The 14,041-nt window shown below is 39.7% G+C and carries 12 protein-coding genes; all 12 read left to right on the top strand.

The genetic code is table 11. The features are described from left to right. Nucleotide 1 precedes the first annotated feature (1 nt). The 12 genes from JN080_RS22250 (at nucleotide 2) to JN080_RS22305 (ending at nucleotide 13,780) form a co-directional block, all read left to right on the top strand. Nucleotides 2-376 (top strand): RidA family protein, encoded by a 375-nt coding sequence (locus tag JN080_RS22250; RefSeq protein ID WP_256238171.1) that lies wholly within the window; start codon nucleotides 2-4, stop codon nucleotides 374-376. Nucleotides 377-543: 167 nt separating this feature from the next. Then, nucleotides 544-834 (top strand): septation regulator SpoVG, encoded by a 291-nt coding sequence (gene spoVG / locus JN080_RS22255; RefSeq protein ID WP_003347151.1) that lies wholly within the window; start codon nucleotides 544-546, stop codon nucleotides 832-834. 205 nt (nucleotides 835-1,039) lie between these two features. Further along, nucleotides 1,040-2,413 carry a bifunctional UDP-N-acetylglucosamine diphosphorylase/glucosamine-1-phosphate N-acetyltransferase GlmU gene (gene glmU / locus JN080_RS22260; protein ID WP_256238172.1) on the top strand — a complete coding sequence of 458 codons (1,374 nt, stop codon included), beginning with the start codon at nucleotides 1,040-1,042 and terminating at the stop codon, nucleotides 2,411-2,413. A 25-nt stretch (nucleotides 2,414-2,438) separates the two neighbouring features. After that, complete coding sequence (locus JN080_RS22265; protein ID WP_256238173.1) at nucleotides 2,439-3,395, top strand: ribose-phosphate diphosphokinase; 957 nt, start codon at nucleotides 2,439-2,441, stop codon at nucleotides 3,393-3,395. Nucleotides 3,396-3,552: 157 nt separating this feature from the next. After that, nucleotides 3,553-4,188, top strand: a complete 636-nt coding sequence (locus JN080_RS22270) for a 50S ribosomal protein L25/general stress protein Ctc (protein WP_256238174.1) — start codon at nucleotides 3,553-3,555, stop codon at nucleotides 4,186-4,188. A gap of 214 nt (nucleotides 4,189-4,402) precedes the next feature. Beyond that, on the top strand, nucleotides 4,403-4,963 hold the full coding sequence (gene pth, locus JN080_RS22275) for an aminoacyl-tRNA hydrolase (protein WP_256238175.1): 561 nt from the start codon (nucleotides 4,403-4,405) through the stop codon (nucleotides 4,961-4,963). Nucleotides 4,964-5,238: 275 nt separating this feature from the next. Beyond that, nucleotides 5,239-5,469 carry an anti-sigma-F factor Fin gene (fin, locus tag JN080_RS22280; RefSeq protein WP_256238176.1) on the top strand — a complete coding sequence of 77 codons (231 nt, stop codon included), beginning with the start codon at nucleotides 5,239-5,241 and terminating at the stop codon, nucleotides 5,467-5,469. 100 nt (nucleotides 5,470-5,569) lie between these two features. Continuing rightward, on the top strand, nucleotides 5,570-9,106 hold the full coding sequence (gene mfd, locus JN080_RS22285) for a transcription-repair coupling factor (RefSeq protein WP_256238177.1): 3,537 nt from the start codon (nucleotides 5,570-5,572) through the stop codon (nucleotides 9,104-9,106). A 175-nt stretch (nucleotides 9,107-9,281) separates the two neighbouring features. Beyond that, on the top strand, nucleotides 9,282-9,818 hold the full coding sequence (spoVT, locus tag JN080_RS22290) for a stage V sporulation protein T (RefSeq protein ID WP_256238178.1): 537 nt from the start codon (nucleotides 9,282-9,284) through the stop codon (nucleotides 9,816-9,818). Nucleotides 9,819-10,395: 577 nt separating this feature from the next. Continuing rightward, nucleotides 10,396-12,030 carry a putative polysaccharide biosynthesis protein gene (locus JN080_RS22295; protein WP_309144710.1) on the top strand — a complete coding sequence of 545 codons (1,635 nt, stop codon included), beginning with the start codon at nucleotides 10,396-10,398 and terminating at the stop codon, nucleotides 12,028-12,030. Further along, on the top strand, nucleotides 12,014-13,480 hold the full coding sequence (gene yabN / locus JN080_RS22300; protein ID WP_256238179.1) for a bifunctional methyltransferase/pyrophosphohydrolase YabN: 1,467 nt from the start codon (nucleotides 12,014-12,016) through the stop codon (nucleotides 13,478-13,480). The genes JN080_RS22295 and yabN overlap by 17 nt, the downstream gene beginning before the upstream one ends. An 18-nt stretch (nucleotides 13,481-13,498) precedes the next feature. Beyond that, complete coding sequence (locus JN080_RS22305; protein WP_256238180.1) at nucleotides 13,499-13,780, top strand: RNA-binding S4 domain-containing protein; 282 nt, start codon at nucleotides 13,499-13,501, stop codon at nucleotides 13,778-13,780. Nucleotides 13,781-14,041: the final 261 nt, after the last annotated feature.

Raw genomic sequence — 14,041 nt, forward strand, 5'->3', positions numbered from 1 at the left:
GATGAAAACGATTCATACAAATTTAGCACCTGCTGCAATCGGACCATATTCGCAAGGGATTTTGGTAAATAATTTATTTTACAGTTCAGGACAAATTCCGCTGCAGGCTGATGGAACGATGGTTGCTGGGGATGTAAAAGACCAAACTAGACAGGTATTTCAAAACCTGGAAGCTGTATTAGCAGCAGCAGGAGCAGCATTTGAAACAGTTGTCAAAACAACTGTGTTCATCGCAAATATGGATGACTTTGCAGTGGTAAATGAAGTATACGGCGAGTTTTTCTCCGCCCATAAGCCGGCCAGATCCTGTGTTGAGGTTTCTAAGTTGCCTAAAAATGCTTTAGTCGAGATTGAAGTAGTAGCGCTTGTTAAATAACAAGCGCTTTTTCTACATTTTTTCTATAATTCCTCTAAACTTTTTCAAATGTTCACTAAAATGCCCTATTTTTTCTAAAAAAAATTAAAATTCAAGAAGGAAAAACGTTTACAATTGTTGAATTATTTTACTAGATTAAATTTTCTACCAGAAAAGGGTGTGAACACATGGAAGTAACAGATGTAAGGCTGCGTCGCGTAAATACAGATGGTCGAATGAGAGCAATTGCTTCAATTACACTTGATAATGAATTCGTTGTCCACGACATTCGTGTAATTGATGGAAACAACGGTTTATTTGTCGCCATGCCTAGTAAACGAACACCAGATGGAGAATTTAGAGATATTGCTCATCCGATTAATTCAGGAACACGCGGAAAAATTCAAGAAGCTGTCTTGGCTGAGTATCACCGGTTAGGGGAATTAGAAGTTGAGTTTGAAGAAGCTGGAGCTTCTTAAAAAAATTATGCAACTTGCAACTAGGCCTGACTTCATAAGTAGGGCCTTTTTTTTGTGTAGTCAAAACCTATTGTTCACTTGAAAAACTCCTTTCTCCTATCTCCTTTTTAAGAAAAATAATTTCCTTCCATTTTCCTTCCTTGAAAAGACTCGCCATTTACGATAATATTCATTATGGATAAATAGGTAAATTGGAGGCTAGTTCATGTCTAATCGTTATGCTGTTATTTTAGCCGCGGGACAAGGGACTCGGATGAAGTCAAAGTTGTATAAAGTACTGCATCCCGTATGCGGCAAGCCAATGGTACAGCACGTTGTAGATCAAATTTCAAGGCTTAACATACAAAAAACTGTTACCATTATTGGTCATGGTGCAGAAAAGGTAAAAGTAGAACTTGGTGGGCAAACAGAGTATGCACTTCAAGAATCACAGCTTGGTACAGCCCACGCTGTTATGCAGGCGGAGGAAATTCTAGGTGACAAAGATGGTGTAACGATTGTCGTTTGCGGGGATACTCCCCTTATAAGAGCAGAGACGATGGAGGCACTATTTAAGCAGCATGAAGAGGTAGCAGCAAAGGCAACCATTCTAACTGCAAAAATGGAAGATCCGACAGGTTACGGCCGAATCATTCGAAATGAGAACGGTCTGGTTGAAAAAATTGTCGAGCACAAAGATGCAACAGATGCTGAGCGTAAAATCAATGAAATTAATACCGGAACTTATTGCTTTGACAATTCGGCACTATTTGCGGCGCTCAAAAAAGTATCAAATGAAAATGTTCAAGGTGAGTATTATTTGCCCGATGTAATAGAAATTTTAAAAAATCAAGGTGAAGTTGTCACTGCCTACCAAACGGATGCTTTTGAGGAAACATTAGGGGTAAATGACCGAATTGCTTTGGCTGAAGCGGAACGAATTATGCGGACCCGGATCAATAAAAATCATATGCGTAACGGAGTAACGATTATTGATCCTGCCAATACATACATCGAAGCAGATGTTCAAATTGGACAAGATACAATTATCTACCCTGGGTCGATGATAAAGGGAACAACTGTTATTGGATCTGATTGTCAAATTGGCCCCAACACAGAAATAGAGGCTTGTGAAATTGGAAATGAGACCGTTGTTCATCAATCTGTTGCTCATAACAGCACAATTGGTTCGCATGTAAAGATTGGACCATTTGCCCATATTCGTCCCGACTCAAGTATAAGTGACGAAGTGAAGATTGGTAATTTCGTTGAGCTTAAAAAGGCTGTTTTTGGAAAAGGAAGCAAGGCTTCACATCTAAGCTATATTGGTGATGCTGAGGTCGGAAACAATGTTAATATCGGCTGCGGTTCAATTACCGTTAATTATGATGGTAAACATAAATTTTTAACGAAAATTGAAGATGATGTTTTTGTGGGGTGTAACTCAAATCTTATTGCTCCTGTTACAATTGGAAAAGGCTCTTATATTGCTGCAGGTTCAACGATTACAGATGACGTTCCAACCGAAGCATTATCTGTTGCCCGTGCCCGTCAAGTAAACAAGGAAAATTACGTAAATAAGCTTAATTTGAAAAAATAAAGCGATAAAAATATGGAGGCCAATCATGTCGAATCAATATTTAGATCCAAATTTAAAGGTTTTTACGTTGAACTCGAATAGACCCCTTGCAGAAGAAATTGTAAAGGTAATTGGAGTGGAATTGGGAAAATGTTCAGTCACCCGTTTTAGTGATGGGGAAATTCAAATTAACATTGAAGAAAGTATTCGCGGCTGTGATGTTTTTGTTATTCAATCGACGAGCTCCCCAGTCAATGAGAACATCATGGAGTTATTAATTATGATTGATGCTTTAAAGCGTGCTTCAGCAAAGACCATTAATATTGTCGTACCTTATTATGGGTATGCACGTCAGGATCGAAAAGCCCGTGCCCGTGAGCCTATCACAGCTAAGTTGGTTGCTAACCTGCTTGAAACAGCTGGAGCAACACGAATGATCACTCTTGATTTACACGCACCGCAAATTCAAGGATTCTTTGATATCCCAACAGACCAATTGATGGGTGTGCCAATTTTATCTGAGTACTTTAAAAATAAACAGCTTGATGGGGACCTTGTGGTTGTGTCACCAGACCACGGCGGGGTGACTCGCGCTAGAAAAATGGCTGAACGCTTAAAAACCCCAATTGCGATTATTGACAAGCGCCGGCCAAGACCAAATGTTGCCGAGGTAATGAACATCGTCGGTAAAATTGAAGGGAAAGTAGCTATTCTAATTGATGATATTATTGATACTGCCGGAACGATTACGCTTGCAGCTAACGCATTAATGGAGAACGGTGCTTCTGAAGTGTATGCCTGCTGTACACATCCGGTATTATCCGGTCCTGCAATTGAAAGGATTCAGAACTCAAAGATCAAAGAGTTAGTGATCACGAATACCATTAACCTTCCAGAAGAGAAAAGAATCGATAAGATTGTCGAACTTTCTGTGGCACCATTAATCGGGGAAGCAATTATCCGGGTTCATGAAGAACAGTCAGTAAGCACCTTGTTTGATTAATAATCGATTAGCATTTCCTTTTAACAATAAATATTATGAAAATATACTATGAGATGAACTCAATATTTACTGGTTAATTAGAACTACAACGTTTAGACCTTCCTATTTTGGGGAATTTTATATAGAAGTTGACAACAAAATTAGGAAGGTGATAAACATGAGTACTGTATTACAAGCCAAAGAGCGCAAGGAATTTCGTAAATCGGAAGTAAAGAAGCTTCGTATGAATGGGAAAATCCCCGCGGTTATTTACGGGGCAAAGGTTGAAAGCCAGCCTGTTTCGATTAACTCAGCAGACTTAACAAAAACACTTCGTTTAGTAGGCAGAAACGGGATTATATCACTTGATGTCAATGGTGATCAACATGATGTGATTCTAACTGACTATCAAGAAGATGTAATGAAAAAGGAAATTATCCATGCTGATTTTCTAGCAGTTGATAAATCTTCTAAAATAAATGTAAATGTCAGGCTTGTTCTGGTAGGTGAAGCTGCAGGGGTCAAGGATGGCGGTGTTTTGCAGCAGCCGCTTTATGAAATTTCCGTCACAGCTTCGGCAACAAATATTCCTCAACAGGTAGAGGTGGATATAAGCAATCTTAAAGTAGGAGAAACAATTACAATTGCTGACATCCCTTCAGCAGGAGCATTTATCATTAATCATGATGATGAGGAAGTCGTTGTCTCCATTCTTCCTCCTAAACAGGAAGAAGAAATCAATTCGGGTGAACAGCAAGAGGCTGGTCCACCTGATAATGAAGAAGGCAGAGAAACAAAACCTACAGGGGAATAGGGAAATAGGCGTAGCCTTTCACGGTTACGTCTTTTGCGGTTAAATTAAAAGCGGCAGGACACGTTTAGCGAGGTACACTAGTCGCCGGGCGCTGGAGCTAGATAGTTATCGAAGTTCAAAACTTTGTTATCATAATAATAGACGTTAGAGAATGTTTAACAGGGTGATATCCTCCATTCTAGGAAAGAGGACTGATAGACAAGAGGTGGGAGAAATGAAATGTATTGTTGGTTTAGGTAACCCTGGCAAGCAATATGAGCATACGAGGCACAACATTGGATTTGAGGTTATCGAAGAATTATCACGGATATTTACCATCCCACTGGACCAATCAAAGCATAAAGGATTATATGGAATTGGTTTTTATAAAGGGGAAAAGGTATTACTTTTAAAGCCTCTGACCTATATGAATTTGTCTGGAGAAGCTATTAGAGCGGTAATCGATTATTATCAGATTGATATAGAAGATGTTGTTATTGTTTATGATGACCTCGATTTACCAGTAGGAAAAATAAGACTGCGCCAGAAAGGCAGTGCCGGCGGGCATAATGGAATAAAGTCGACAATTGCTCATCTTGGTACCCAAGAGTTTAACCGAATTCGAATTGGAATTGACCGTCCGCCAAAAGGGATGAAGGTTCCAGATTATGTGCTAGGCCGCTTTTTAAAAGAAGAACAAGCACTGATCCTAGATGCTGTGAAAAAGGGCGCTGCTGCATGCGATACATGGCTTGAGAAGCCTTTTTTGCAAGTTATGAACGAATACAATCAATAATAGATTCTGATGGTGCATTTACACTCATACAATGGAATAAGGTGAAACTTCAATCAGTGGGAGTTCATCCCCACTGATTGTTAGTAAAACCAATCGGGTTTTTACGGGCAGTTACCCCCCACCTGTGCTTCTTCGTTTTCTCTAAGGCTATATGGTTAGGGTCTTCCTGCCCATTAATACGGGATTAATAAGCGAAAGCCAATCAATGCTTGAATAAATTACCCATAATAGGCTCATACTTTTAAATAGTAAGTTTGGACTAGGGAGGTATTGAGATGGCTATACAATACTATTGTCGCCATTGTGGAACGAAAATTGGTGAAATTGAGAAGACTGCGGTAAACATTGAAAGCCTGGGGCTCGATAAATTAACTGACCAAGAAAGATTGGAAATGGTTTCATATGACCCATTCGGCGATATTCAAATTACCTCCATTTGTGAGGACTGTCAGGAGTCTTTAGAGAGAAACCCTGATTATCATCAATTGGACTTTCTTATTCAATAACCCGCTTTGGAGTTTTTCCAAAGCATTTTTCTGTTTTTGATTATGAGCACTCGTACTATTCTATATACAAAGCATCTGTGGAGAGGAGGATACACAAATTATGAAGGGTCTTAAATCATTATTTCTCGGGCAGGATGATTTTCGCTTGATTATGGCTGGAATGAATGAAGGCCTTAAGGAGCAGCTTGTTTCAGGGTTATCTGGTTCAGCTCGGACTGTGTTTGTTGCGTCTATGTATGAACAAATGAAAAGACCAATCCTATTGGTTACACATAATCTATTACAAGCACAAAAGCTTTACGATGATATTGTGAATCTATTAAGTGAAAAAGAAGTCTTTTTGTATCCAGCTAATGAGTTAATTGCGGCGGAGATGAGTATCGCCAGTCCAGAGTTAAAAGCACAGCGAATTGAAGCACTAAATTATTTGAGTACAAATGAACGTGGAATATTGATTGTTCCGGTTGCGGGGCTAAGAAAAATCCTGCCGCAAAAGTCGTTATGGAAAAAGTATCAGCTTCGGTTAAAAGTCGGTGAAGATATTCATGTTGATGAGATGCTAAACCTCTTTGTAAAAATGGGATATGTCAGAGCGGAAATGGTCTCAACTCCGGGTGAATTTAGTGTAAGGGGCGGCATCATTGATATATATCCAATTACAGAATCAAACCCATTACGAATAGAATTGTTCGATACAGAAATTGACTCCATCCGGTCCTTTTCACTCGACGATCAGCGCTCAAAAGAGAAAATGAGTGAAATCACAATTGGACCATCGACAGAGGTAATTCTTGAAGATAAACAATACAGCCTTTTGATTGGAAAGCTAGAGGATGGACTTTCTCGGAGCTTGAGAAAATTAAAGAATGATAAAGAAAAGTTGCTGCTTTCGCAGAATATTGGCTTTGAAATCGAACAGCTTCGAAACGGGCATAAGCCGGATCAAATCTTTAAATACCTATCGCTTTTAGATGATCAAGCTACTAGTTTACTAGACTACCTTCCCAAGAACGGCGTTATGATCATTGATGAATTAAGCAGGGTTCAAGAAATGAATGATTCACTTGAAAAGGAAGAGGCAGAATGGTACACATCGTTATTAAGTGAAGGCCAAATCATCCATGATGTAAAAATATCCCATGACCTTCCTAGTTTAATGCATAAAAACATTTTCCCCGTTTTATATATGTCGTTATTTTTACGTCACGTGGCCAATACAAGCCCGCAGAATATTATTAATATGGCTTGCAAACAAATGCAAAATTTCCATGGCCAAATGCATTTACTAAAAGCAGAGGTAGATAGGTGGAAAAAGAGTCATTATTCGATTGTTTTTTTGGGACCTGATGAGGAACGAGTCAAAAAGCTTGAACGGGTATTAGAGGATTATGAGATTGAGGCTTCACTGGTAGCAGAAGATCAAAAGCTTATCCCGGGTAAAGTGCAAATTATTAAGGGGAACCTTCAAACAGGGTTTGAACTTTCCATTCAAAAAATTGCGATTATCACTGAAGAGGAGCTTTTTAATAAACGGATAAAAAAGAGTGCAAGACGTCAAAAACTATCAAATGCGGAGCGAATTAAAAATTACTCTGAATTAAAAATTGGAGATTATGTCGTTCATGTCAATCACGGAATTGGGAAATACCTAGGGATTGAAACACTTGTTATTAATGGAGTCCATAAGGATTATCTTCATATTCGTTATCAAGGAACAGACAAGCTGTATGTTCCGATTGAACAAATTGATCTTGTGCAAAAATATGTTGGTTCTGAAGGAAAAGAGCCTAAAATATATAAACTTGGTGGAACCGATTGGAAAAAGGTAAAGAAAAAGGTTCAGTCATCTGTTGAGGATATCGCTGATGATTTAATTAAGCTATATGCCGAACGTGAAGCAGCTGTCGGGCATGCCTTTTCCCCGGATGGCGATATGCAACGGGAATTTGAGTCTTCATTTCAATACCAGGAAACAGAGGATCAGCTTCGTTCCATTCTCGAAATTAAGAAGGATATGGAAAGACCACGTCCAATGGATCGCCTGCTTTGCGGTGATGTCGGGTATGGGAAAACCGAAGTAGCAATTCGGGCAGCTTTTAAAGCGATTGCAGATGGTAAGCAAGTGGCGATTCTTGTCCCTACGACGATTTTAGCGCAGCAGCATTATGAAACATTACGGGAAAGATTTCAGGACTATCCAATTACGATTGGTTTGCTAAGCCGTTTTCGGACGAAGAAACAGCAAACAGAGACAATGAAGGGTTTGAAAGCGGGTACAGTCGATATTGTCGTTGGAACGCATCGCCTGCTGTCAAAGGACATTGTCTATCGTGATCTTGGATTGTTAGTTATCGATGAAGAGCAGCGATTTGGAGTTACACATAAAGAGAAAATTAAAAAATTAAAAACAAATGTAGATGTATTAACCTTAACAGCAACGCCAATTCCAAGGACTCTACATATGTCCATGCTTGGGGTCAGGGACTTATCGGTTATTGAGACTCCTCCTGAAAATCGTTTTCCAGTCCAGACATACGTGATGGAGTATAATGGATCACTTGTTAGGGAAGCGATAGAGCGGGAACTCGCCCGGGACGGACAAGTATACTTTTTATATAACAGGGTAGAAGATATTGAGCGAAAAGCTGAGGAAATCACGATGCTTGTTCCTGACGCTCGTGTCGCCTATGCCCACGGTCAAATGACAGAAAATGAATTGGAAGCTGTTATGCTTGGCTTTTTGGCCGGTGATTTTGATGTACTTGTGAGTACGACAATTATTGAAACAGGTGTTGATATTCCTAATGTGAATACACTAATTGTCTTTGATGCGGATAAAATGGGCCTGTCTCAGCTGTACCAGCTTCGCGGCCGGGTCGGACGTTCTAACCGTGTTGCCTATTCTTATTTTACTTATCGGAAGGATAAGGTTTTAACAGAGGTTGCTGAAAAACGCCTCCAGGCTATTAAAGAATTTACGGAATTAGGGTCTGGGTTTAAAATCGCAATGCGCGATCTCTCAATCCGCGGTGCGGGTAATTTACTAGGATCTCAGCAGCATGGATTTATTGATTCTGTTGGTTTTGATCTATACTCACAAATGCTAAAAGAAGCAATTGAAGCAAGAAAGAGTGATCTTAAGACGGATAGTAGGCCAACTGTTGAGATTGATCTTGAAATTGATGCCTATATCCCTGACGCTTATATTAAAGACGGTCATCAGAAAATTGAGATGTATAAACGATTCAGGGGCATCATTGACTTTGAGGATATTGAAGAACTGAAAGAGGAAATGCTTGACCGCTTTGGGGAATATCCGGATGAGGTCGCCTATTTATTCCAAATTGCTGAGATGAAGGTTTATGCAGTGCAGGCCGGGGTTGAGCTTGTTAAACAGGTGAAACAGGAGATCAGCGTTTTCTTAACGGAGGATGCCAGCAGCAAAATTGAAGGATCTTTAATATCAAACATAAACACTCAATTTGGAAGAATAATTAGTTTAGGGATGGATGGAAAAAGACTGAAAATGGTCCTTCATATAAAAGGAATTGAGACTGCACAGTGGCTCAATAAAACATTTGAATTGATTAAAAGTCTTGCACCTGCTAAAAAGAAACAGGAAAATTCGATAAAATAGGTTTTTATTCGAAATTAGGATTATAGACACGAAAATGTAAAAAAATACATCGATTGTGTATAGAACTTTCCAGTTGAAAGATACTATCTTTAAGATTGGTGATTAGTACAAGCAAAGGAAAGATTATCATTACTAACTGAAAAACAATCATCAGATGAAAGTGAGGCAACATTGGATGAAAGCAACTGGTATTGTTCGTCGAATCGATGATTTGGGTCGTGTTGTCATTCCTAAAGAAATCCGCAGAACCCTGAGGATACGCGAAGGGGATCCGTTGGAAATTTTTGTGGATCGTGATGGGGAAGTTATACTAAAAAAATATTCGCCAATCAGTGAGTTGGGTGATTTTGCGAAGGAATATGCAGAAGCACTTTTTGATAGCCTTGGGAATCCTGTTTTAATTTGCGATCGAGATACTTATATAGCTGTAGCTGGGGGCTCTAAAAAGGATTATTTAAATAAAAATATAAGTGATATGGTTGAAAAGACAATGGAAGACCGTAATTCCGTGATTATGAACCAGCAAGAAAATTTTTCCTTGTCTGATGGTAGTGAAGAAACCATTTCAGCCTATACAATTGGCCCGATTATTGCAAATGGTGATCCAATTGGAGCTGTCATCATTTTCTCTAAGGAAGGAAGTCTTGGAGAGGTGGAACATAAGGCAGTTGAAACAGCGGCCGGATTCTTAGCACGACAGATGGAAAGTTAACAAAGATCTCCTTTTCTTTACGAGTAAAGACGGCAGAAATGCTGTCTTTTTTCGTTGTCTAGCTTCGACGCACAGGACAAGGAACGCTTCGACAGCTTTGCATCGCACGAAGGAAAAGCGTTAGCTTTTTCGAGGAAGTGCTAGTGCCGACGTTGACGCCAGGAAGGCGGCGCTCATAGTCGGCCAGGGCCCAGCGACTAGTGTACTTCGCCCACTTCCCTATGAACATCGAATCGCTAACGCTCTTCGTGTTTCCTTTATCTCAGTCAGTGTCCTCCAGTCCTGTCGTGCGCTAAACGGGCGCTTACGCTTTTTTTCTTTCATAACAGTTATTGGCCACGTTTCCTATGCTATAATATTCCAGAGTTTACTTGGTAAAGGAGCGGAGCGCGCAAAAGTAAATCTGGATGTCCTAGATGGTGGAAATATCTATGTTTGTGACTCAAATAAAGCGAAGGCTGGCTCTGCTCATACCGCCTTTATTGGCAAGGACGATACTGTAAACGTTTTTTTATGTTCGATTTGTGATGTGAACTCGTTATATTGTTAGGGGAAGGAGAGGCGCACTCTGAAGCACGTGAATCAATCGAAGGACTTATTTAAAGGAGCATTGGTGTTAACGATCGCTGCTCTTATCACAAAAATATTAAGTGCGTTTTACCGAATCCCCTTTCAAAATATTGTTGGGGATGTAGGTTTTTATATTTATCAGCAGGTTTACCCCTTCTACGGGGCAGCCGTAGTTTTAACAACAACTGGTTTTCCCGTCGTTATTTCAAAAATGTATGCTGAATTTGCAGAAAAAAAAGATCTTGATGGTGCCCGTCGTTTTCTATTGATATCATTTATATTTCTTCAACTGTTTGGATTGATTTGCTTCATGATCCTTTATTTTGGCTCCGGTAAAATAGCTCTTCTTATGAAAGACCCCAATTTAGCTATTTTATTAAAGGTTGTTTCGCTTGTCTTTTTACTGTTTCCGCTTGTTTCATTAATAAGAGGCTATTATCAAGGAAAAGGAAATATGGTTCCGACTGCGATCTCACAGGTAGGGGAGCAATCCACCCGTGTTCTTACGATTATTATTTTGTCATACATATTTATGCAAAAGGGCTATTCGTTATATCTCGTTGGCGGGGGAGCAATGTTTGGATCAATTACAGGAAGCATAGTTTCTGTGATTATCTTGTTTACTTTTTTTTCGATTCGTAAAGAATGGAAATGGTTAAGCTTAAGTAGAAAGTCTATAAAAAACTTGTTAACAGGCTCGGGCTGGATTTATAAAGCGTTGATTTTTCAGGGGCTGACGATTTGTATCAGCGGGATGCTCTTGATTTTTATGCAGATGGCAGATGCTATGAACCTATATTCCCTACTGGTCTCAAGTGGGATTGAAAAAGAAGCAGCAAAAAGCTTAAAAGGGATTTTTGATCGTGGGCAGCCATTAATTCAAATGGGTACTGTTGCAGCGACATCGATGTCGCTATCACTTGTTCCGATTATTACAAGTGAAAGATTAAAGAAAAAACCTGAATACCTATTAGATAAAATTAAATTAGCACTACAGATTAGTATTGTCATTGGGGCTGGTGCCTCTGCAGGGCTGTGGGCCATTATTGAGCCGACTAATACGATGCTTTTTGAAAACAATATAGGTTCTTCGGTCCTTGGTGTATTAGGGTTCGTCATTTTATTTACGTCAATCATTTCAACAATTACCGCAATTATGCAGGGCTTAGAAAAACTGCTGTTTCCCGCTATCGTGATTGTGATTGGTTTTCCAATAAAATATGGGCTCAATTTGTTGCTAGTACCTCAATTTGAAACGATGGGAGCTGCTGTGTCGACAATTATTACTTTAGCATTGCTAAGTGTAATCATGAGTATTAAATTAAGAACAATAATTGGCAGGCCGCTTTTTACGTGGAAATTTTTTCGGTCTGTGATTCTTGCTGTTATCGTGATGATTCTATTTTTAAAAGGTTATCTCGCCATAACAAGTGTACTGCATGGATTATTTGTTTCTGTTCGAATAGCAGAGACGTTTCAAGCGGTGAGTGCCGCCCTATTTGGTGGCTTGCTGTTTTTAGGGATTGTGGTTAGGAGCGATGTTTTTTCCGAGGAGGATCTTTCTTTATTTCCGTTTGGCAGTAAATTAGCAATGTTTTTAAAGCATTCAGATAGGAGTCGAAAATATGGCGAAAAAAATTGAAATCATTGGTCTCGGTGCTGGAGACCTAGACCAGCTGCCGTTTGGAGTCTATAAAAAAATAATGCAGGCTCAGCATTTATATTTGCGTACAAAAGAGCATCCCGTCATACCTGAACTAGAAAAAGAGGGATTATCGTATACATCGTTTGATTCTATCTATGAAAAGCATCAACAATTTGAGGCTGTTTATGAGGAAATTGCTGAGATTCTTTTGAAAAAAGCTGAGACCGAAGAGGTTGTTTATGGGGTACCTGGACATCCACTTGTGGCAGAACGGACTGTTCAACTGCTGCTTGAAAGAGGCTCAAACGCTGGAGTCAAGGTTATTATTGGCGGTGGGCAAAGCTTTGTTGATGCTTTGTTTCAGGCATTAAAAATTGACCCAATTGACGGATTTCAGCTTCTCGATGGCACTTCATTAAAGGCGGAAGATTTTCAGCAAAGCCAGCATATTTTTATCAGTCAGGTATATGATCAATTTGTTGCATCAGAAGTGAAATTAACCTTAATGGATAGATACCCGGATGATTATCCTGTTACGATTGTAACGGCTGCCGGAAGTAAAGAAGAGGAGATCAGTCAGGTATCGTTATATGAACTGGATCGCCATGTAAAGGTGAATAATCTTACCTCAGTTTATGTGCCTCCGGTCAAGGATGAAAAAATCCTCTTAAAAAATTTTTCAAAGCTACGGGAAATTATTGCGGTGTTAAGAGGGCCGGAGGGCTGCCCGTGGGATAAAGAACAGTCCCATGAGTCATTGAAAAAGTACCTTATTGAAGAAACGTTTGAGGTGATCGACGCGATTGACAGTGGTGATATCAATCATTTGATTGAAGAGCTTGGTGATGTGCTTCTCCAAGTGATGCTTCACGCACAAATTGGCGAAGATGAAGGGTATTTTTCGATTGATGAAGTTATTGAAGGAATTTCAGAGAAAATGATTCGGCGTCATCCACATGTATTTGGATCCACGAAGGTTGAGAATACAGAAGAGGTTTTGCAAAATTGGCAGGAAATTAAGAAGAAGGAAAAGGGCGAGATGGAGGAATCCATTTTAGAAGGGGTCTCATTATCAATGCCTAATTTAATTAGGGCCTTTGAACTGCAAAAAAAAGCAGCAAAGGTTGGCTTTGATTGGCAGGAAATAACCCCTGCACTGGAGAAGGTCAAAGAAGAGCTTCAAGAATTCGAAGCTGAATTGAGTGAAATGAGCGAACAATCGGAGTTTGCGAAAAAAGAGTTTGGAGATCTATTGTTTGCCTTTGTCAATGTTGCCCGTTTTTTAAAGATCCACCCAGAGGAGGCTTTATTTGCAACAAATGAAAAGTTTATCCGACGCTTTCGGTTTATCGAAAATCAGGTAGCAAAAAGCGGCAGGGCGTTTACAGACTTTTCACTTCAGGAACTAGATAAATTTTGGGATGAGGCAAAGCTAAAGGGACTATAAGAAAAGGGGGAAGTAAAAATGCGCTTAGATAAATTTTTAAAGGTGTCACGTTTAATCAAGCGAAGGACGCTGGCGAAGGAAGTATCGGATCAGGGACGCATCAAGATTAATGAAAAAGAAGCCAAAGCCAGTTCGATTGTCAAGGCGGGGGATGTATTAACAATTCGACTCGGGCAAAGATTAGTGACAGCAAGAGTTGACCAGATAAAGGAAACAACCCGAAAAGAAGAAGCAACAGAAATGTATACCATCTTAAAAGATGAGAAAATTGGTGACCCAACGGATCACTTTATCAAATAGCAGGACATTGAGCAGCGTTCTTTTTTAGGACGCTGTTGCTTTTCTTAGACAAAATATAACTGTATGAGCTTTGAGAACTGTCCAGTTCCAGCGCCCAGCGACTAGTGTACTTCGCTCACCTCCCTACGATAAGTCAACATCGAATCGACTATAGCTCCGTGTTTCCTTTATCCCGTTTTAACGGGCAGTAGATTCTCAACTGCCCGTTAAAACCCGATTGGCTCAATTAACAATCAACGAATAAACACTTGCTGATTGAAG

The organism is Bacillus sp. EB600 (assembly GCF_024494385.1).
Classification (GTDB): domain Bacteria; phylum Bacillota; class Bacilli; order Bacillales; family Cytobacillaceae; genus JAEVLT01.